At 38.0% G+C, this 20,115-nt stretch carries 15 protein-coding genes and 1 pseudogene; 1 reads left to right on the top strand and 15 read right to left on the bottom strand.

Annotation, left to right across the window (positions count from 1 at the left end):
- Window positions 1-37: 37 nt before the first annotated feature.
- The 6 genes and pseudogenes from ACO6HM_RS00995 to ACO6HM_RS01020 form a co-directional block, all read right to left on the bottom strand.
- Entirely contained in the window at window positions 38-880 is an 843-nt protein-coding gene (locus ACO6HM_RS00995) for an AraC family transcriptional regulator (protein WP_485389344.1), read from the bottom strand.
- Window positions 881-973: 93 nt separating this feature from the next.
- A pseudogene (locus tag ACO6HM_RS01000) lies at window positions 974-1,684 on the bottom strand (Fic family protein); the annotation flags it as partial.
- A gap of 32 nt (window positions 1,685-1,716) precedes the next feature.
- Window positions 1,717-1,980: a Txe/YoeB family addiction module toxin gene (locus tag ACO6HM_RS01005; protein ID WP_442553858.1), complete on the bottom strand. Its 264-nt coding sequence runs from the start codon at window positions 1,978-1,980 to the stop codon at window positions 1,717-1,719.
- The gene (locus ACO6HM_RS01010) at window positions 1,977-2,237 is read right to left on the bottom strand and encodes a type II toxin-antitoxin system RelB/DinJ family antitoxin (RefSeq protein ID WP_485389345.1); all 261 of its coding nucleotides are present in this window, start codon (window positions 2,235-2,237) and stop codon (window positions 1,977-1,979) included. The genes ACO6HM_RS01005 and ACO6HM_RS01010 overlap by 4 nt, the downstream gene beginning before the upstream one ends.
- Window positions 2,238-2,367: 130 nt before the next feature.
- Window positions 2,368-4,146: an ABC transporter ATP-binding protein gene (locus ACO6HM_RS01015; RefSeq protein WP_485389346.1), complete on the bottom strand. Its 1,779-nt coding sequence runs from the start codon at window positions 4,144-4,146 to the stop codon at window positions 2,368-2,370.
- 24 nt (window positions 4,147-4,170) lie between these two features.
- On the bottom strand, window positions 4,171-6,105 hold the full coding sequence (locus ACO6HM_RS01020) for a WG repeat-containing protein (RefSeq protein WP_485389347.1): 1,935 nt from the start codon (window positions 6,103-6,105) through the stop codon (window positions 4,171-4,173).
- A gap of 355 nt (window positions 6,106-6,460) precedes the next feature.
- On the opposite strand from ACO6HM_RS01020, the gene ACO6HM_RS01025 reads away from it, so the two are divergent.
- Window positions 6,461-7,576, top strand: coding sequence for a hypothetical protein (locus tag ACO6HM_RS01025; protein ID WP_485389348.1), 1,116 nt, complete (start codon window positions 6,461-6,463; stop codon window positions 7,574-7,576).
- A gap of 38 nt (window positions 7,577-7,614) precedes the next feature.
- Here ACO6HM_RS01025 and ACO6HM_RS01030 read toward each other — a convergent pair whose 3' ends face one another.
- From ACO6HM_RS01030 to ACO6HM_RS01070, 9 genes are all read right to left on the bottom strand, one after another.
- Window positions 7,615-9,021 carry an MATE family efflux transporter gene (locus ACO6HM_RS01030; RefSeq protein ID WP_485389349.1) on the bottom strand — a complete coding sequence of 469 codons (1,407 nt, stop codon included), beginning with the start codon at window positions 9,019-9,021 and terminating at the stop codon, window positions 7,615-7,617.
- A gap of 59 nt (window positions 9,022-9,080) precedes the next feature.
- Window positions 9,081-11,540, bottom strand: a complete 2,460-nt coding sequence (locus ACO6HM_RS01035; RefSeq protein WP_485389350.1) for a PEP/pyruvate-binding domain-containing protein — start codon at window positions 11,538-11,540, stop codon at window positions 9,081-9,083.
- A 22-nt stretch (window positions 11,541-11,562) separates the two neighbouring features.
- Window positions 11,563-12,162, bottom strand: a complete 600-nt coding sequence (locus ACO6HM_RS01040; protein ID WP_485389351.1) for a TetR/AcrR family transcriptional regulator — start codon at window positions 12,160-12,162, stop codon at window positions 11,563-11,565.
- A gap of 132 nt (window positions 12,163-12,294) precedes the next feature.
- Window positions 12,295-12,630: a hypothetical protein gene (locus ACO6HM_RS01045; protein ID WP_485389352.1), complete on the bottom strand. Its 336-nt coding sequence runs from the start codon at window positions 12,628-12,630 to the stop codon at window positions 12,295-12,297.
- A 71-nt stretch (window positions 12,631-12,701) separates the two neighbouring features.
- Window positions 12,702-13,310, bottom strand: coding sequence for a hypothetical protein (locus ACO6HM_RS01050; protein ID WP_485389353.1), 609 nt, complete (start codon window positions 13,308-13,310; stop codon window positions 12,702-12,704).
- A gap of 171 nt (window positions 13,311-13,481) precedes the next feature.
- Window positions 13,482-13,841, bottom strand: a complete 360-nt coding sequence (locus ACO6HM_RS01055; RefSeq protein ID WP_485389354.1) for a hypothetical protein — start codon at window positions 13,839-13,841, stop codon at window positions 13,482-13,484.
- An 881-nt stretch (window positions 13,842-14,722) separates the two neighbouring features.
- The gene (locus tag ACO6HM_RS01060; protein WP_485389355.1) at window positions 14,723-15,439 is read right to left on the bottom strand and encodes a hypothetical protein; all 717 of its coding nucleotides are present in this window, start codon (window positions 15,437-15,439) and stop codon (window positions 14,723-14,725) included.
- A gap of 240 nt (window positions 15,440-15,679) precedes the next feature.
- On the bottom strand, window positions 15,680-15,907 hold the full coding sequence (locus tag ACO6HM_RS01065) for an accessory gene regulator B family protein (protein ID WP_485389356.1): 228 nt from the start codon (window positions 15,905-15,907) through the stop codon (window positions 15,680-15,682).
- Between the two features lie 142 nt (window positions 15,908-16,049).
- On the bottom strand, window positions 16,050-20,102 hold the full coding sequence (locus tag ACO6HM_RS01070; protein ID WP_485389357.1) for a S8 family serine peptidase: 4,053 nt from the start codon (window positions 20,100-20,102) through the stop codon (window positions 16,050-16,052).
- Window positions 20,103-20,115 lie beyond the last annotated feature (13 nt).

Below are 20,115 nucleotides of genomic sequence, written 5' to 3' on the forward strand. Positions count from 1 at the left end.
GTGCACTAAGGAATTAAGCACTACTCTTTTTTTTATTCTATGCCTTCACCACAGGCACCCAAAGCTCCATTTTATAATCAGAACTGTGCATATCGCCTTTGAAATAATACTCGAAATCAGGCTTTCCTGAATGGATATAGCCATGTTCTGGGAAGAATACCTCCATCAGGTATTTCCAACCGGCATGTATGCACTCCGGTACCTTTCCGGTTAATTTAACTACTGCATACTCTGCCTCGTCAACCTCTAAAACTTCCAGCCCCATAGCCTTAGCCTTTTCTACATCTGTAGTAATATATCCTGCCATATAGTTTATTCTGTCAGGACTTTCCACGTCATGACAAATTCCTACACTTTCTCCTGTACCGATTCCTGCCAGTTCTTCGCGGCTGTACTTTCCATATAGCTTATCCCATACGTTCGGGCATAGTGATGAGTTTATATCCTGCTCATTATACCCTGCTACCTTAAATGCCTGTTTCTTCTCAATCTTAATATCCATGCTTCTTCCTCCTTTTACGCTAAGCGCAAGCCTAATTCTGGAAACCAGCTTAAACGGCTTCCCTTCTTTTACTTCTGAGGGAGTAAAGCCATGGAATTTTTTGAAAGCAGCACCAAAAGCGTCAGGTGATTCGTAGCCGTATTTCATTGCTATGTCGATTATTTTTTCGTCTGTATCCCGCAAATCTATTGCTGCCTCAGTCAGCCTTCTGGTTCTTATGTATTCAGAAAGCGTTATCTCTGTAAGCATAGAGAAAAGTCTGCTAAACATCGGATAAGAATAGCCAGACAGGCTTGAAATCTTCTTCTCATCAATCTCACCATCAAGTACTGTTTCTATATAATTCACAGTATCATTAAACAATTTTATGATATTCACTTTAGCTCCCTCCTTTCGATTATCATTTTAGCGTTTTGGAAGATAGTTTACCCTAGAAATTGGGTACAAATTTGCAAGGATGGTAATACAGTGTTAATACCCAATCCTAAAATAATCCAAATAAGCCTTATACCTATCCTGTGCAGTTAAGCAGGTATCTCTTAGATAGCCTTTTTCTGTTTCCCATTCTGCAAGACCACGGTAATAAAATATTTTCAAATCATCCTCAATAATAAACGGTACAATGTTGTATTTCAGGCATTCCTAAAACATAATCAGCCTACCGACACGACCGTTTCCGTCCTGAAATGGATGAATTTTTTCAAACTTTGCATGAAAGTACAAAATATTCTCAAGGCTTTTTTCTTCTTTTACATTGTATTCATTAAGTAGCTCTTTCATCTTTTCAGGCACTTCTTCGGGAAGAGTCGTATTAATTCCACCTACTTCATTTGGAAGTTTCTTATAGTCGCCTACTGCAAACCAGTCTTTTCTGGAATCACTGGTTCCATTTTTAAGAAGTAAGTGTAACTCCTTTATAAATTCTTGTGTGAGCGTAGACTTTGCATTGTCGATTATAAGGCTGACTATGCGGAAATGATTTGCTGTTTCAATCACATCATCTACATTGATACTGCCATTTTCTACATCTATAGTATTGGTTTCGAATATATACCTGTTCTGTTCGTGAGTCAGACTGCTGCCTTCAATATGGTTAGAATTATATGTAAGCTCTATCTGGGTTTTGTGATATATCCCACCAGCATAGCCCGAAGATTTTTCTTCCTGCAAGATATCAAGCAGTAATTTATTCCTGTTTTGCAATATCCCCTCCACTATTTATCTCTATAATGTGAACCACATTGAGCTATTTCAAGCATATTATCAGATACCTTAAATACAATACGGTTCTTATCATCTATACGGACACTCCAAAATCCTGCAAGATTTCCTGATAATGGTTCAGGCTTTCCTGTGCAATTATATCCATTACGGTTTATATCCTCTAAAAGACGATTAATTTTTTTAAGAGTTTTTTTGTCTTGTGACTGCCAATACACATAATCTTCCCAAGCTTCATCTGACCAAATTTTCTTCAATCTTCCACCTCTATCAGTTCATGTTCTTTACCTTTTCCTGCTTTAAGCTGTTTCACTGATTTTTCAAGTCGTTCCATATTAGCAGCACTATAAAATGGGTCCGCTTTTACCTCGAAAGGAAGTCTCTGTTCTCTTATCACCGTTTTAACAAACATATTAACAGCAACTGAAGCATTCATACCTACCTGTTCACAAAAGGTTTCAAACCCTTTTTTATCCTCGCTATTAATTCTTATACTTAAAGTAGACTGTGCCATACATATCTCTCCTTTTCAGTCATTATAATTAGATTGTCAAAAATCAATAAGTCCATTTTAAATTCATTCCTCATTATACTGCAAAAATATTACGTTTGCAATACAATGTAATATAATAGTGTTTTGTCTCCTACATCTGCTGCATTTCCATCAATTCATAAAAGCTTCCCCTTAGCTCCATAAGCTCTTCGTAGTTTCCAAATTCCTTCATACCGCCCTTTTCCATGACCGCTATTTTATCGGCATTTCTGATGGTGGAAAGTCTGTGCGCTACTACAAATGTAGTCCTGTCCTTGGATAGCTTACCCACAGCTTCCTGAATCTGCCTTTCGGAAACTGTATCAAGCGCAGAAGTAGCCTCGTCTAAGATAAGTATTCTCGGATTTCTTATAAATGCTCTTGCTATTGAGATTCTCTGTTTCTGTCCTCCCGAGAAATTACCTCCATGCTCCTTTAGGACTGTTTCAAGACCGTCCGGCAGGCTGTCTACAAGCTCTCTTAAGTTTGCGGCGTCTATTACCTTTTGAAGCTCTTCCTCAGATACATCATCAAGTCCGTAGGTAATATTTTCCCTTAAAGTGCCGCTAAAAAGAATGGAATTCTGCGGAACTACAGCCAGTTTCTTGCGGTAATGATGTAGGTTCATCTCCTTTATGTCACAGCCGTCTATAAGCACCCTGCCCTCAGTAGCCCTCATAAAGCCGATTACAAGGTTTAGAATAGTGGTTTTACCTGCTCCTGAAGCTCCTACTATGGCTATGGTTTCACCAGGACTTGCCTTAAAGCTAAGACCGCTAAAGAGAGGCTCATCGCTGTCATCATACTTGAAGCCAACATTGTCAAATTCTACAAAGCCCTTAATCTCAGGCTTAAGCTTATTTTTGTCGCTACCCTCAATATCGTTGCTAAGCATAATATCAGATATCGAAGTTACCGACTCAAGTCCCTTGGTCACAACAGGTACAAGCCCTACTATACCCGCCACACAGCCTACTACGGTGCCAAAGTAAGACTGGTACATAGCCACATCGCCTATGCTTATTTTCTTGTTAAGTGCCATAAAGGCAGTAAATATAAGGCAGAACACTCTAAACACCTGAAATACTACCCAGCTCCAGGCACCGAAGTAAGTCTGTATCATATCAAGCCTAAAGCCCTTGTCTGCCACCTTTACAAGCCTTTTCTCCATCTTGTTAAGCTCTCTTCTTTCAAGGGCATGTGCCTTTGCTACAGGTATCATCTCCATCATTTCAACCACTGAAACTGTGGTCTCTTCCATTTCTTTACGAAAGGCTGTATTGTAGTTCTTTACCTTCTCTCTAAAATAAAGCATAAGCAAAACCGCCACAGGTACAGCAGCAAGGAAGAATCCAAAGACGATTTTACTCTTGGTTATAACAATGACAAGGGCAGCCACTATATTTACAACTATATAAAGCACAGTTATAAATATCTGCGAGCTAAGGTTCTCTATCTGCTCCACATCCCTCATAACCTTTGATTGAAGCCTGCCTGACTCCATCTGGGTATGGTAAGAAATGGATAACTGTTGAAGCTTCCTAACCAGAGCACAGCGAAGCTCCTTTTCCACCTGTCTGATTGTCTTTGCGTAAAAATACACATGAATGTAACTTGTAGGAACATTTTGTACCGTTAGAAGTATGATGAATACTGAGTTTAGGATAATCTTTTTAACAGCGTCCTCATCAGGCTTTGTGATTATATCAATCATCGCAGCCATTACAAGGGGAGATATCCAAGACGGCGAGTCTTTTATAAGGAAAAAGACTACCGACCAAAAAAGCTTGATATACTTCCCTTGATAAATGGCTATCAGCGTTTTTAACGGTTTACCTTCATTTTCCCTGAATATACTTTCATAATCCGGTTCTTTGTAGGCTGTTTTCATAAGTCCATCCTTTGCTAAATGATATTACCTAACTAAAATTCCTTTTAATATAAGACCGTCATAAGCTTCCTTAACTGTAATACAATCACCGTCAAAACTAATATCCTTGTATTTGAATGGGAGCACTGCCTTTCCTGTCTTATCCACAATACCATACTCATTATCTTTGTTCACAACTATGAAAAGACCATTGGAATAATCCTCTATTTCTGTCCATTTATTATTAAATTCAGCAATTTTCTTCCACTGTGCATCATAGAGCATTACCTTCTCTGTTTTCTTATCTTTTGACGCAGACTTATCTTTTACTACAATATATTCTCCTGAAAACACTCTCTTTATTGATTTCGTGTGATTTAGGCTTAAGAGCTTCTTACCATATGCATCTATAATTGTCTCTGATACATAGCCTCCTGTCTTTCCATATTTTTTAATTCCGAGTGAAAATACTCCCTCTGCCTTATTTAATATTCGGAAGAATTCATACTTAGGTTTGTACAACTCTTTACCATCTGCCGCAATAATACCGAATTTATCATCCAACATTGTTATAAGCAATGGGCTTACCTTATATTTTTTATTTGAAAGCTTTTTAATGTTATCATAAGCCTCCTCTATAACCTTTTGTTTACCCTCCTTATTTACATAGATATATTCATCACCCTTTTTAACTATCATTCCATCAGAAATATTTTTTATTTTAGTTTCGTGTACGCCATATCCATCAAAAGTATCAGCCTCATCAAGTTTAGTGGCTATAAGCTTACTATAGGTTGGTTTGACAAGTTCTTTTCCGGAACTGGAAATCACCCCATATTTATTATCAAGCTTTACTACCGCCTTACCATTATTGAAGGTATAAATCTTATCATATTTTTTAGAAGTTAGTTTATTATTTTTATAATTTACAAGATACTCCTTATCATGTCTGTCTTCAACTATGGCCATGTCCTTATATGCTTTAGAAATGCCGGAATACCTGAACCCTAACATTGTCTTTCCATCATCTCTAACTATACCATATTTATCTGTTTTGCTATTTCTAACAGAAAACAGAATATGGGTTCCAGCCTCTTCTTTACTTGCACCCTTATATGGATAAATGCTAGATCCTAAATAAGATACTCTTGCTCCTACAAGGTCTCCGGCTGTTTCACTTGCTAGCTTATTCTTTCCGTACCAAACAACCTTACCGTTAATATTCGTGATTTTCATACTGGTATGTCTGTCTGATACATATATTATTTTATATTCTCCCTCCCTATTCATCAGAAGTTCTGCATTTTTGGCAAGATTTTTTATTATAATCTCAGAAACGCCCGATTTCTGTGAAAGCCAAAGGTATCCCAGCCTGCCCCTTGCCTTATCCCTAATTCGAATATGTCTCCTGTTATTTACCTTTGTCTTATAAATTTCATCTTCAGAATCAATCTCATATCCCTTATACCTTCTTATTACCCTGAAGTTTCTCTTGGCATCGAGTATGACCAGTCCTTCTTTGGTTTCACCACAGATAAACCTGTCATTTTCAATTCCTATGATTGAGCGCCAACCGCTATAATCAGCTATAATGTCATCAGCTATATTTCTAAGTCCTGAATAAATTTCATTTCCTTCTTCATCAATTATCATGCCATTATTTGAATTTTTAGTGGTTTTTACATAAAAGAAGTCCCCACCTGCAAGCCCGGTAACTTTCTTAAACTTAAACCCTGTCTTTTCACCCGTGGCTCCAAAATATATCTGATACTTATCGTTTGCCGCTGATTTATATACTACATTCTTTCCATATATAGTATCTACATCTACACTAATCCCATTAATTCCTTCTGACGCATGATACCCTGCTCCTATCCAAATGATGTCCTTTTCTCTTAGTGCAGCCTCTGCAGGAGCCACTGCTCCAAGAGCCATAGTAATAAAGCATGCTGTTGCTACAAGTTTTTTAAATTTTCCCATAAGTTCCTCCTTAAATTCAAAATTAAATTTGCCTTTAGACTCACCTATATTTTAACATTATTTACTGAGGAATGATATAGTCTAATATAAGTAATCCCTTTATTTTTAAAATTCTCCGGCTAATCTAAAATCAGACTTTAGATTAGTCGGAGTATTTTTAATATGTATCTAATGCCTATGAAGTCTGACTAATAAATGATATAATATGAGCACTTAGCGAACTGATCGTCGGGTAAATATAAATTTAACGCAAGTGCTGCCTAAGCACGCAGCCAAGTACTGTCGATTTTGGCTAAAATTGAACTTGGTGTTTAAGGTATAATTATATCTAAGAAATGTAAATCAGGAGATCACTATGGATAAGTTAAAAGAATTTTGGACAGAGCTAAAAGCAGATTATGAAAGCAAATACAATACCCCGTTTTTAACGGATTACGATAAGTCTCTCCCTTACTTTGAGAAAATGCAGGAGCTCTTGCTTGATATGCAAAAAGAGGATAAAAATAATGTAGATGTAGCTTGTTTACTTGCTTCTGTCCGAATGGAGCTTCGTGACAGTTATGATACCTGTGGAGAGCTTTTACTTGATTTTCTTGATGGAAATGAAAACTGCTTATCTGAAAGTGATAAAGCAAGAATATACACAAACATCGGATATTACATTGATTTTGAGTCCTCTGCTCCTAAGCATTTACTTAAAGCTGAAGAGCTGGATTCTCAATATTATGAAACTTATGAAGGTTTAGGCTTGTATTATTTTAGCGAGTATGAAAGAGATAATGGTGAGAAATACCTTGAAAAAGCCATAAAATACTTTGAAAAAACAAGGGAGCTCTCCAACAACTATGTGAATCATTTTAATTATGCTGCGGGGCTTTATGAGAATAAAGAGTATCAAAGGGCAAAAGCAATTTTTGAAGATTTACTTATAGACTACCCCGGTAGAATGAGGCTGATACTGGCACTGGCCTATTGTGAGCTCTTTCTTGGGAATAAGGCAAAAGCAAAGTTCTATCTTTCTCAGGTAAAAGACGGGCAGGATGAGAATTACTCTCTCAGTACGGATGATATTGCTGATTATCAAGTCTATGACTCCTACTATGTGCTTGACGAATACGATACATTTTTAGAAAACTGCAAAGCCGTGATATGCGATTATTATACCGATGACTGGGAGCATTATTATTATACTCTGTGGATTAAAAACCTTAAGGATGATTTTTATAACTTGGTTAATTCCACCATTTCAAGGCTTGAAGAGAGCATAAAAGAAGCTGAGATTGACGAGGATTATAGCAGTCCTGAAGAAAAAGAGGAATATATCAAAAGCTACAAAGAAGATTTAGTAAAGTATAGGGCTATGATAAAAGATATAGAAGATGGCTGTAAAAAGCCTGAAATAACTCTTAACCTCTACCCTGAGTATGAGTGTTTTCTGATAGACTGCCTAAGGCATGGGTTTGCGAGATAATATTAATTTAAGCTGTTTTCGGCTAATCTGTACTCCGATTACATTTTAGCCGAAAAACGCTTTTGTGGCAAGTCCATTTTCCTTACAACCACTGCCGCAAGCAAGAACGCCAAGACATCAGCTACAGGCTGAACCAGATACAAGCCCTTTTGTCCAAAAGAGAGTGTTAGGAGAAAAAGTGCAGGTATATAAAATATTCCCTGCCTTGATATTGATATAATCAGGGCAGTATAGTACCTTCCTATGTTTTGCATATACATGCTCCCTGTAGCAAAATAAGCCATAAAAGGCAGGGTAAGACATTGGATTCTAAGCATGTCCACAGCGATATTTATTACATCCTTATTCCTTGACAAAACTTCTGCAAATTCCCTTGCAAATACATATAAAATGACTGCAGACATAAGCATAAAAGCCGTACCGACACTTACATTATACCTAAAGGCTCTCCTCACCCTCTCATATTGCCCAGCACCAAAGTTCATAGCACAAATGGGCTGAAATCCCTGTCCCCAGCCTATTACAAGCATGTACGCAACTGCTGCTACCCTTTGGCTAACGGTTAGTGCCGCTATTGCCTCTTCTCCAAAGCCTGCTGCCACCATGTTTAGCAATACCAAGGAAATGCTTGTGATTCCCTGTCTTGCAAAATTAGGCAGTCCTCCTACCAAGATGTGATAAACATTTTCCCTTGTAAACCTTGCTTTTGTGAGGCTTACAGCAATATTCCCATTCTTTCCTGCTAGTATAAATAGTACCAAGGCACCCACTGCCTGTCCTATCAAGGTCGCATAGGCTGCTCCGATGAAGCCCATTTTAAGGCCAAATATAAAAAGAGGGTCTAAGATGATGTTGGTAAGCATGCCGGCAAGTAAGCCCTTCATGCCATCCTTTACATTGCCACAGAGCCTAAGCTGATTGTAAACAGTGAATGAAAATAGTACAAAGGGCAGGCTTATGGCAATTACCCTCAGGTATTCTCCCGCAAAGCTCTGTAGGCTCTTAGAGGCTGAGCCTCCTATAAGAGTTGTTAAGGGAGATATGAATATTAGTGATGCTGCAGAAACAACGAGCCCTGTAGCCAAAGACATTACTACAGCTGTAGAAGAATAGACTTCTGCCTCTTCATTCTTCCCTGCTCCAAGGCTTCTTGACATAGCATTTCCACTGCCATAGCCAAACCAAAAGCCTAGAGCCTGAATCAGGCTCACATAGCTAAATGTGATCCCTATCGCTGCCGTCATTGACTTATTGGCTAACATTGCAATGAAAAAGGTATCCGTTAGGTTGTATATCATAGCTACAAGCATACCGATGATGGTGGGAACGGCCATTTTTATGAGGAGGGGAAGAAGTGGGGCAGTAAGTATGTATTCTCTTCGAAGTTCTTTTTTATCGTCAAGCAGTCTTTTCTTGCTGTTTTCTTCGTTATTTACCCTATCCATACTCTACCTCCTCTCACCATTTAATTATCCCGTCTTTCTGCTAAGCTATCCCACACTAGTTATGCCTTCCTTGCCACTCCCTTATCGCCGTCAACCATGACTTGGTCGCCGTCCTTAAACTTAGTAGTAGCATAGCCCACTCCCAAAACCGCAGGAATGCCGTATTCCCTTGCCACTATGGCTGCGTGGCTAAGAGCTGAGCCTGTATCCGCTACCACAGCACCTGCAAGGCTAAAAAGCGGTGTCCACTCAGGATCGGTGAGATGGCATACTAAAATACCTCCCTTTTTCATCTTGTAGAATTCCTCAGGACCCTTTATCAGGCAGGCCTCTCCAACAGCCACTCCTCTGCTGCCGCTAACTCCCTTAAGTACCTCTCCGGCAGCGTCAAATACAAGTCCTTTGGAAGCCTCCCAAACCTTTATTGCCAGTGGGCGGTTTTTATTTCTTTTTTCTATTTTCATTTTATCATCTTCAGCTAATTCACCTCTTCTCAAGGTTTCTATCAACTCTCTAAAAAACAGATTGGCTAAGCCTGCCTTAAAGTCTTCATTTCCTAGGAGGAGAACATTTGCCCTTTTAACACATTGTCTCACATAGTAGAATAGGGTTTCCCATAGATACTGGCTTTCTTCACGCACTATATGAAAATATCTGAAAGCCTCTATCCTTATCTTAATCTTAGGGAATCTATCTCCATAAATCTTCTTTATCCCTGACAATATCTCCTCAAAGTCCGCTATATCCCCCTTTTTCTCGTCTTCCAAAATTACAAGAGGCTTCATAATATTTAGCAGTCTGTCAGGCTCCTCCACAAAGGTCTTCGCATCTATACAGTAGCAGTTATAGTCTGACTTAAAGCCGTTTTTACGAAGAAAGTCCTCTGCCAAGCGCTTAAAATCAGGGTATTGCTTACAAATACTCTCATAGCTCTCTCCTGATATCAGGCTTTTCTTAAGCTCTTCATTTTTCTTAGCTTCAGCTGCAAGCAGTTCTACATCTCTTGATACTACAGCTGTCTTATTGTCGAGGTTTCTATATAGGTCGTAGACTGTATAGCTTTCATCCACCTTTTTCACAGCCTTTGCCAAGTCTTTTCCAAGTGCTGATGGAAACAGAGCATACTTAAACCTGTCATAGCAGAGCCTTTTGGTAAGTTCGTAGCTGTAAATAATAAAATCCCTGCACCCTTTGGCATCCATTTTACTTAAATCAAGCTTTTTAATTCCCTCTATTTCCTTTTCATAGTCCTCCATAAATGCCCTGCATTTGCCCTCGCAGTAGTCGTAGTCTCTCATCATTTTAATAAGCTTAAATATATTGAATATGCGTATATTTACACCATTTTTTGAATTTGGAAGTGTTTCTATCCCGTCATCATCCATTCTGGGATTAGTATCAAGCTTTATTCCGCCCTCGGCAAACAACCTAACAGTCTGGTCATTTATAGCAACCATATAATCATAGTCTAGTGCCCTGTATGCAAATGGCATTTTTTCAAGTATAAATGCGTACCTCTCTTTTGTGTATCCTTTAACTCTCACTCCTTTTAGATAAGCCTTAACTAACTCATCATCGTGATTATCCCTAAGAGTGGTAATCTCTCTCGCCTGTAGGATGTACACCTCGCCACCTCTTATAGCCCATTCTACATCCATAGGTTTACCATAGTGCTTCTCGATGGCATTTCCTGCCTGTACAAGCGCCCTAACCTCATCATCCGTTAGGGCAGGCTTTTCTCTAAGCTCCACACTAACTTCTACCTTTTTTGTCTCCCTGTCAGCATATATAATCTGAGTTTCCTTTGTACCTAGGGTGAGGCTTATAATCGTTCCTGATTTGTCCACTATGTAGTTATCCGCTGTTACACTTCCGCTTACTACGCTCTCCCCAAGGCCATAGCTTGCATTTATCTGCATCTCCTCTCGGTTTTCATTGACAGGGTTGACTGTAAACAAGACTCCTGCCTTTTCGCTTTCAACCATGGTCTGAACAACAACTGCAATAGCAACAGATAGCTGATTGTAGCCCTGATTAGCCCTGTAGCTTACCGCCCTGGTGCCCCAAAGGGATGCATAACAGTCAACTATGCGAAGGAGGACTTCCTCCACACCTCTTACATTTAGATAAGTCTCCTGTTGTCCTGCAAAGCTTGCATCGGGCAAGTCCTCTGCTGTAGCGGATGAGCGAACTGCCACCCTGACATTTTCTCCAAGCCCCTCATAGGCATTTTCCACCTCTTTTATTACAGTATCAGGCAGCTTCCCTTTGCTTATAAGTTCCCTTAGCTTCTTTGCAGTTTTAAAAAGTTCCGCCTCGCTTTTACCCGCCTTATAAAGTTCTTTTTCAAAAACTTCATTCAGTCCGTTTATTTTCAAGAATTCTCTGTAGGCATCCGCAGTTACTACAAATCCCTTTGGTACATTTATTCCTGCAGATACCATTTCCCCAAGATTGGCTCCCTTTCCTCCTACTGTCATCACATCTTCTTTGCGTATTCTACCAAAACCGACTACCATAATACCCCTTCTTTCTTAGTAACTATCTCACCTCAATGTACCTTTCTACCATAGCCGTAATGAAAGTCCTCAACGCCTCATTAAAATACTCTTTTTCAAACTTGCCGTAATTTGATAATAATACAAAGCTCCCTATTAATGTATTTAGGAGGCCTCTTTCATCTATGCTTTTAACTGCCCCCTTCTCCCTCCAGTAAGCAGCTATCTTCCTGATAAAGGCTGTATATACCTCACTTATCTCATAGGTCTTACCCTCATTTTTCCTTGCAAGCATAGCCAAAGCCTCCGCATATATCGGCTTTTTCTCACATTTTTCCTTAAAATCAACAGAGTACTCATAGATAATGTCTGAGAGAAAGCCTACAGGATTGTCTAAGGATTTATTAAAATATTTCTCAACCACAGCCAGCTTCTGAGCTGACCTATACTGCATAACATCGAGGATCAGGGCATCCTTATCCTTCCAAAAGTTGTAAAAGCTTCCCTGAGCTATCCCCGTTCTACTTGTAAGCTCCTTTATACTAAGCCCCTTTGTGCCGCTTTCGTGAAAGAGCATAAGGGCTATATCCATCATCTTCTGCTTTATCTCAAGTTTTTCTTCATCATTAAATGCCTTCGCCATATCCTACCTCTATGAATATTTTGTTATTTGTTCATAGACATGATAAACCTTTAAAAGGGAAAAGTCAATGAATATTTTTTAAGATATTCATTGACTCACGATAATACCCATATTATACTTACCCTGTCACTATTATTTTTTTAGAATACTTGAGTATATCTTTTTTATATTCTCCGCCAATTCCCAATAACCCATATCGCTTCTTGAAGTTGCACCTTCTATAAGGAGATTAAAATCAGTTTTTATGTATTCAGCCAGTTCTTTGTCTGTTAGCACCTTTTTTAATTCTTCGTCTACTTTGAGTCCGTTATCAATGAATACTTCATACAGTTCCTTTGCAGATAAAGCATTTAACTGCTCATATGTATATTTTGCAGTTTTTCTTGTTCCAACAAATTTACAAATTATTACTGCTGATAAAATTATAATAACAAGACAAATTATAATTTTATATTTATTTTTTTTCATCTACCTCACACTCCTATTCCCTATATGCAATCACAAAGCTCAAGCAGCATTATTGAAAAATAGATTTATTTTCACCGTTTGATTTCAATGCTCTTTGCCACAATTTCCAATTGCTCATCAGTTATTCTATCTTGGTCAAACTCAACAGCTACATAAACCAACATATCCTTGTTATACGATACAATTCCCTTATTGCGCTTTTCTTTTCCATAATTTACTGCTGCAGAATAATACACCTCTGTAACAGCAGTGGCACCTGTTTTGGTTTCATTTATTACTTTGTAAGTTTCCCGAACATCAAAATGATAATCATTTCCCAAAGCTATCTGATTATAAATAGCTGCCGGTTCATCCTCTGCACCCTCGTAAACTTCATATTTATTATAACCTACAATACCGACCAAAACCTTATCTTCATTTAAGATATTATACTTAGAGAATGTAGACAACAGCTTAAACTTGTCTTCTACCATTTCCTGCTTTTTTACACTCCAGCCATTAGGAAGAGTTAATAAGACAGAAAACGGTTCTTCAGCGTATACCCTGGTATTAAACTCTGTTTTTGCATAATCATCCACCGGGAATGTAAGTGTAGCAACGTCACCTCCTGATGAACTACCACAGGATATTACGAAAACCACTGTAATGAGTATGAGTAATAAATTGATTGATTTTTTCATAATATTCTTTTACCTTCCAATTTTATTACACTCCTCATGCTGTCTTTAATTGCAGTATAGCATCTTTTAATCAAATAAGATATGATTCCCTTATTGCATTTTTCTTTTCCATCATTTACTGCTACAGAATAATACACCTCTGTAACAGTAGTGGCTCTTATTTAGATTTTATTATTCTCTCCACGCCCAAACATAAAAATTTATGTGCTTAGTTACTTCTACAAACGAACCTGATTCGCTTGCTTTGAATTCGTGAATATTCTCTAAAATACTATCCTTATCCGTCTCTACTGGTTCATATCCTAAATTTCTCATATAATTTTCTAACTTTAATTTTTTATTTGCAATAATAATTTTAGGATATTCCTGAATCTCATAATATTCTTCACCCAATGCCGAAACCCTTACAATTCCATTCAAAGGCACAAACGGATTCCATATTCTAAATTCTTTGTAAGAAATTATCATGCTAACAGTTAAAAATATAATTATTAGTGGGATAAATACTAATTTTCTCATTCTCGTTTTCATCTATCTCACACTCCTATTCCTAAAAGGAATTACTAACCTGGTCATTGTGAAACAGTATATTCATTTTATCGTTTTTTTGGCAATGATATACATTTTTTTGTAAAAAGGTCTTCCAAGTAATAAAAAAGTACATATTTGTATGATTAAGCATAACAAAAAATTCACTATTGTCGCAGAAAAACAAAAAATAAAAATGGTAGCTATAATACTTGTGCCTATCACACATATTACAATTGCCAAAGCCATCAATTTTTGTATGCATATTCGCTGTTCTTTCGATAAGCGAATAAGTGTTTGTTTGTTAATAGTTCCAATCTGAATATCTCCACTAAAGCTTTCTAGTTCATGTGAAGATAGTCCACATGAATAAAATAATGTGATTCCTGTACATAGTATCGTACCTGGAAAAATTAAAAAGTATTCCATATTTCTATCCTTCCATTTCTTTGTTTATTGTTTTATTTTCTACCATTTGTCCTATGAAATTATTTGCTATTTTTCTACCATAATTTGATGTACTCCTTATGCTGTCTTTAATTGCAGTATAGCATCTTTTAACCTAAAAACAATATCCATAGCAGAAATCGCCCATTTTTTTGCAGAAATCGGCAAAATACCTATTGACGCAAGCTTCCTTATTACGCCGCTATCACGTACAAAATAATAGATAGCATAAATAAAAAATCATCTCTTTAATGCTTCCACCTAACAGATCTTTAAGAGCATCCTAAATGTCTTCAGTAGTTTTATATCGTACTCTTGAAGTAGTTGTTGAATGATATTTCTTTTATCATCAGCAATAAATGCCTTAAAATTGGTGTTTTTTTTGCAGACACATTATTTATAAGGTTGTAAAGTTGTGTATATCAATATTATTTATCTTAGACAATTAGCAAAAACAGCATACAGGGCGGTAAGATAATTACCAAAAAGCCTATTCTTTTCACCAAGTTTACATCCGATGGAAATTTTTCTTTTCTTCTTAATTTACAGTAAAACCCATATACTGTCTCAGGCTTTAAGTATGAATAATATCCTATAGTCATAGCAATAACAATTAAAATCATACAAACTGTTAGTATTTTATATAATTCCACTACTCTCAAATTTACCATGATAGCAGAAGCAAATAAATGTCTCATACTATTTATGGCTTCATCAACCTTATCATGAGCTTCTTTATCTTCTGTATTTTGTACTTCGCCGGTTGAGGTTGAATCTGAGACTTCAACGCTTCCTTCTCCATAGGCCATATTAATGTATTCAGAGCTATTGCTAAATCTAACAAAGGATGAACCTACATAATTATGGGTGAGATAATCCCCTCCTGGCAGTAATAAATAGATACTAAGTCCATCTTCATTCTGATTCACCGCATATAAACACCGTATACCATCAACCCGTACAGTGTTATCTCTGACTATTATTTCTTTGTTTATAAAATCTGTTCCGTAGATATTCTTAAGCTTAGCTCCCCATTCACTTATTTGAAAAGCGTATCCCCCTTCACTACCACAACCTATTTGTCTGAAAAAGGCAACAAAAATAATACATACAATAAATAACGGAAAAAAAACTTTTAACAAATATGCTTTCAATTTATCCACCGTCCTTTTGTGTGCTTGTCTCATTTATTAAGGTGCTCTTGTAAAAGAAATATAGCTCGGATCAAAATACAAATAAGCGCAATGAGTGTCAAAACACTTGAAACAATCAATATGCCGTGCGTTATATTGTACAATGCATCATCGGTGATTCCCCTCGCTATCATTTTGGAAGTAATCAAAGTAGAGCATCCTGCAACAATCAAGACGCATACTAGAATAATGGCAAACAACTTATTCTTCATCTTCTCTTGCCTCCTGTTTTAAGATTTTTGATATACATAACAAAGCCGCGATAACCACTGTTCCAAGCAGCCATTGTTGATATTTTACTAACCTTGTCACAGTAAGCATCACTGCTAAGTATATGGCTACAGTTGCAAAATAACACTTATAAAAGCTGTCTAAGTGATATCCTCCCATTCTCTTTCTCAATTCAAAGAAAAATATATATAAAATCATTTGCTATTATTTCTACCATAATTTGATGTACTCCTTATACTGTCTTTAATTGCAGTATAGCATCTTTTAACCTAAAAACAATATCCATTGCAGAAATCACCCATATTTTGCAGAATTCGGCAAAATATGGGTGACTTGCATTCTACAAATCACTTCTTGAAGTACTTAGTTTCCATTTCTTTTTCAGTTTTAGCCTTAACACAGCATACTTCCCTGCTTTATCTGTCTTAAATACAAGCTCCTTTTTCTTCTTGTCATACCTTGCAGCATAGCGTTTTCCGCTCTTGATGTCAACTACATAGAATTTGCATCCCTTTACCACTCCCTTATAAGGCAACCTTATTTCTATCTTTTGCTTGGTTTGCTTTCCTGCTTTTATGGTAAGCAGTTTTATCTTATAAACATTCTTAGTAAAGAGTTTCTTGTACTTTGCTGCAATTTTTGCAAGGACGGCCTTAGACTTTATCTTGGTTAACTCATACTTTTTCTTGGTGACGTTAGCCTTTCCCTTGCCCTTCGTACCGTCATCAAGGTCAGATAAAGGTGTGACTTCTTCGGTTACAGTTGCCGTCTCATCAGGCTTTTTTACCTCGGAGTTAGGCTTGTTAATATCCGTGTTAGAGTTCTCGGTAATTACAGGAAATACGGGTATTACAGGGATGCTATTATTACTGCCTCCACCGATATTGCCACCTGTGTTACCACCCTCGTTATTACCACCGGCACCGCCAGTACCACTACCTTCGCTGTTTCCTCCACTGCCTTCTTCCTCTTTTTGTAGCGATATGACTTCTTCCTTCATTATGGTGTTTAATTGTTCAAAGTCATCCCACACATAATTCTTTATCTTAACAGCGTCCTTAGGTATCTTAAGTACATTGATTACCCTATCATTTGAAAGTGCCTCGATATAAGCAGTATTGGCAGTCATATTTAAGAGTTTATTGTTCTTGCCATAGACACAGGTAATCACAGTTACATTTTTTCTTTGCCCGTAATTGTTAATTATATCCCAAGTAGTAGTTATCTTATTGTTTTCAATATTATGGGAAGATGTTATTTCAAAATCCTGCTTAGCCTCCTGCTCCTTTACCTGAATCTCGACTGCATTTACACCAAGGCTTTTACCCGCTTCATCTACAGCCTCGACTATCAAGGTCTGCTTCCCTGCTTCAGGTACGCTAAACTCATAGGCAGTCTCCTTAGTTTCTGCCAAGACTTTGGTTGTATCATTTAGATAAATCCTATACCTTACAGCAGCAGGCATACCATACTTGAGCTCAAGCTTTTCCTTAAGCTCTGCCTCCTTCTTGTCTACTGTAAGCTTAACAGGTGAGTCTTTCACGGAAATGATTGTGCCGTCTGTGGTTCCCATATTCCCTGCATAGTCTATGGCACCGACATACAGCTTATGAATACCATTTTCTAAGCCATCCAAATGCAGAATTTTGCGGTATTCATCATTTTGTTTTTCCAGATAAAATACCGTATTGTCATCCTCTTTATATCCGTCCTTATCTATTACAAATACAAAATGTGATATATCTGTACGTGACAGCCCTCTATCCTCGCCTGTCATCGTGACTTCACACACATCGGTATCTGTTATAAAGGTGCCGGATTTGACTATAGGCGCAGTCTTATCGATTTTGACAGGGAATCTTAACACCTGTTTTTTGGCACCTTCCACAACAGGAGAGGCTTCTACAACATAGTAATACTGCCCTTCAGGCGCTGGTATCTTAAGTCCCTTTTTCTTATCGTAATAAGTTCCACTCCATCTCCACAGCTCTGAGATTTTAGACTTTTCTTTCTGAGTAGCTGTAACTTCCTTCCTTAGATAGTCTGTAGCATATATATAGGTGAACATCTTGTGCCTGTCATCCTCGATATAAAACTTCACATCTTTTGCATTTCTTAGGAAAGACAGCTTTGGCAGGGCAGTGAGCATACCGTCTCCGTTTCCGGGGCTTATGCCCATGTTTTCAGCAGTTGGATTCTTACCTCCTACAGGAACCAGTAATACCTTATTTCCTCCAACACGGTATTCTGAGTACAAGCCCTGTTCCTTGTATTTTGACTTTGGCTCATAAAAGTTCCTGTCAAATACAGAAAGGTTCTTAAAGTCTCCCGAATAGGCTAAAAATGGGATGTTAGCCTGAGTTTTATCAGTATTTGCTATTATAAAGCCCTCAACATAGTTTTCAGCTACCGACTCTACTTTAAGCTTTACCCTAACCTCTGCTTCAGCTCCTGCTTCAAGTGCAAGCTTCTGTGGCTCAAAGGATATCTTAGCGCCTTCAAGGACTTTCTCCTTAGCATTTGAAACATCCATTGTAAGTATGTCTGAGTGGGAGAGATTTATGGTTGCCTTATGAAGCGATGTATTTTTAACCTTTATTAAAAATTCCTTTTCTTTGTCCATCTCACCTAGAGATGCCTTTGGCTTTCCGTCGTAGCCTAACCTTATCTCCTGCTTCTTCATATTTTCAAAGTCTATCATTCCTGCACCCTGCCTGCGTACAGCAAATGGAAGTCCTTCTTTATTCTTTAATATCCTTGCGGTATTCATCATTGCAAATGTGATATCTTCAGGAGTAAAAAGGATGTTTTTGTCTTTCAGGTAATTCATATAGCAAAGACTTATACCTGCCACGTAAGGAGAAGCCATTGATGTTCCTCCCATAGTCGCATAGGAATTGTCATTCACCGTAGAATAAACTGTTCCACCAATACCGGTTATTTCAGGCTTGATTTCAAGGTCATTAAGAGGACCATAGCCTGAAAACGCACTCATACCGCTAAGAGGGTTCTTGATTTCGCCCATCCTGTCTGTAAAATCAGGTAAAATATTAAGATTTGACAGAAGTTTCTTACCGTCTGCATTTGAAACGAAGATGACAGGAATATCCTGCTCAACCACTCCTATGCTCTCTACATAAGAATCGTCACCGTTCTTATTGTATATGATAACTGCCTTAGCACCCTTTTTATGGGCATTTTCAATCATTTCCAGGAATGGTACTCCTGAGCGGTAGATAATGGCAATACCGGGATTCTCCTTTATGTCTTCTGCTTTTCCATTGCCACAGTCGGAGAGCTTCACTCCGCTTGCACTATTGATGTCACCGTTTAGCTTGGTGTATCTGATTGTTTCGCCATTAAATGTAAATGAGTGGATTCTCTGCAGCTCACTCTCAAAAGAGGCTACAGAGATGGCACCTTCTGCTACTCCCGGCTCTGAAATGGTGGAATTGTCTATGGTTGGCTCATTTGGATAGCCTGCATAATAAGCATTTCCTGCTGCAGATACAACCAGGATACCCCTTTGCTTTGCAGCATTTATGGCTTTTTGCATAAGGTCTGAGCTATCCTTGATGCCCGCAGGAACTCCAAAGGAAAGGTTCATTGCATCTACACCTAATGAAACCGCATCCTCGATGGCGCTGATAACTGCACCTTCAGGCGCTCCTTCACCCTTTCTGGGATTGTTGTAAAATATCTTCATTGATGCGATCTGAGCCTGCGGAGCTACACCTCTTACCCTGCTCTTGTCATTTGCAGGTCCATTGGCACCTATTATTCCTATTACGTGCATTCCATGTCCATAGCCTGCCGACTTTACATTGGTATCCTTGATGTCGTGGTCTCCATCTGCATAGTTGTAAGCATAGGGAATCTTTGCATTGTAATATTTTCCTTTTAGCTTCTTTTCCTTTACCTTATCAGCTGTTAGCTTAGGATATTCAATGTCTGCAGATAGGTCTTTATGCTTAATGTCTACGCCTGAGTCTAAAACTGCAATTACAGTCCCTCTTCCATCAAAGCCCTTCTCCTCTGCCATCTCTCTAAGCTCCTGTAAAATAGCCTCATTAGCTGTCTTCATCCTCTCCTCTTTAAGTGGAGTAAAGACCTGTTCAATCTCAAAATCAATCCCTTTTCCCTTTAATTCATCTATTTTTGAGCGTTTTACCTCAGCCACAATAGCATCTACTATCCAGAATTGTCTTGTAAGCTTGGCAGAGGAATCCACCTCTTCTATACGCTTAAATTCAGATTTTTTCCCCTTTACGATAATTGAAACCCTCTCCGTCTGCGTGCCCCCATCAGTGGTTGCAGCCCTTACGGGCAAGCCTGAAATAGTAAATATCAGGAGAATGGATAATATGATGCTAACCCAAAGCCTGTTCTTCATAGATATCTCCTTC

This window comes from Catonella sp., from assembly GCF_057250765.1.

Excerpts from the sequence above, each read along its gene's own strand:
- ACO6HM_RS01010 (WP_485389345.1), bottom strand. The coding sequence starts at position 2,237 with ATGGCACAGTCTACTTTAAGTATAAGAATTAATAGCGAGGATAAAAAA.
- ACO6HM_RS01015 (WP_485389346.1), bottom strand. The coding sequence starts at position 4,146 with ATGAAAACAGCCTACAAAGAACCGGATTATGAAAGTATATTCAGGGAA.
- ACO6HM_RS01020 (WP_485389347.1), bottom strand. The coding sequence starts at position 6,105 with ATGGGAAAATTTAAAAAACTTGTAGCAACAGCATGCTTTATTACTATG.
- ACO6HM_RS01025 (WP_485389348.1), top strand. The coding sequence starts at position 6,461 with ATGGATAAGTTAAAAGAATTTTGGACAGAGCTAAAAGCAGATTATGAA.
- ACO6HM_RS01030 (WP_485389349.1), bottom strand. The coding sequence starts at position 9,021 with ATGGATAGGGTAAATAACGAAGAAAACAGCAAGAAAAGACTGCTTGAC.
- ACO6HM_RS01035 (WP_485389350.1), bottom strand. The coding sequence starts at position 11,540 with ATGGTAGTCGGTTTTGGTAGAATACGCAAAGAAGATGTGATGACAGTA.
- ACO6HM_RS01040 (WP_485389351.1), bottom strand. The coding sequence starts at position 12,162 with ATGGCGAAGGCATTTAATGATGAAGAAAAACTTGAGATAAAGCAGAAG.
- ACO6HM_RS01045 (WP_485389352.1), bottom strand. The coding sequence starts at position 12,630 with ATGAAAAAAAATAAATATAAAATTATAATTTGTCTTGTTATTATAATT.
- ACO6HM_RS01050 (WP_485389353.1), bottom strand. The coding sequence starts at position 13,310 with ATGAAAAAATCAATCAATTTATTACTCATACTCATTACAGTGGTTTTC.
- ACO6HM_RS01055 (WP_485389354.1), bottom strand. The coding sequence starts at position 13,841 with ATGAAAACGAGAATGAGAAAATTAGTATTTATCCCACTAATAATTATA.
- ACO6HM_RS01065 (WP_485389356.1), bottom strand. The coding sequence starts at position 15,907 with ATGATTTTATATATATTTTTCTTTGAATTGAGAAAGAGAATGGGAGGA.
- ACO6HM_RS01070 (WP_485389357.1), bottom strand. The coding sequence starts at position 20,102 with ATGAAGAACAGGCTTTGGGTTAGCATCATATTATCCATTCTCCTGATA.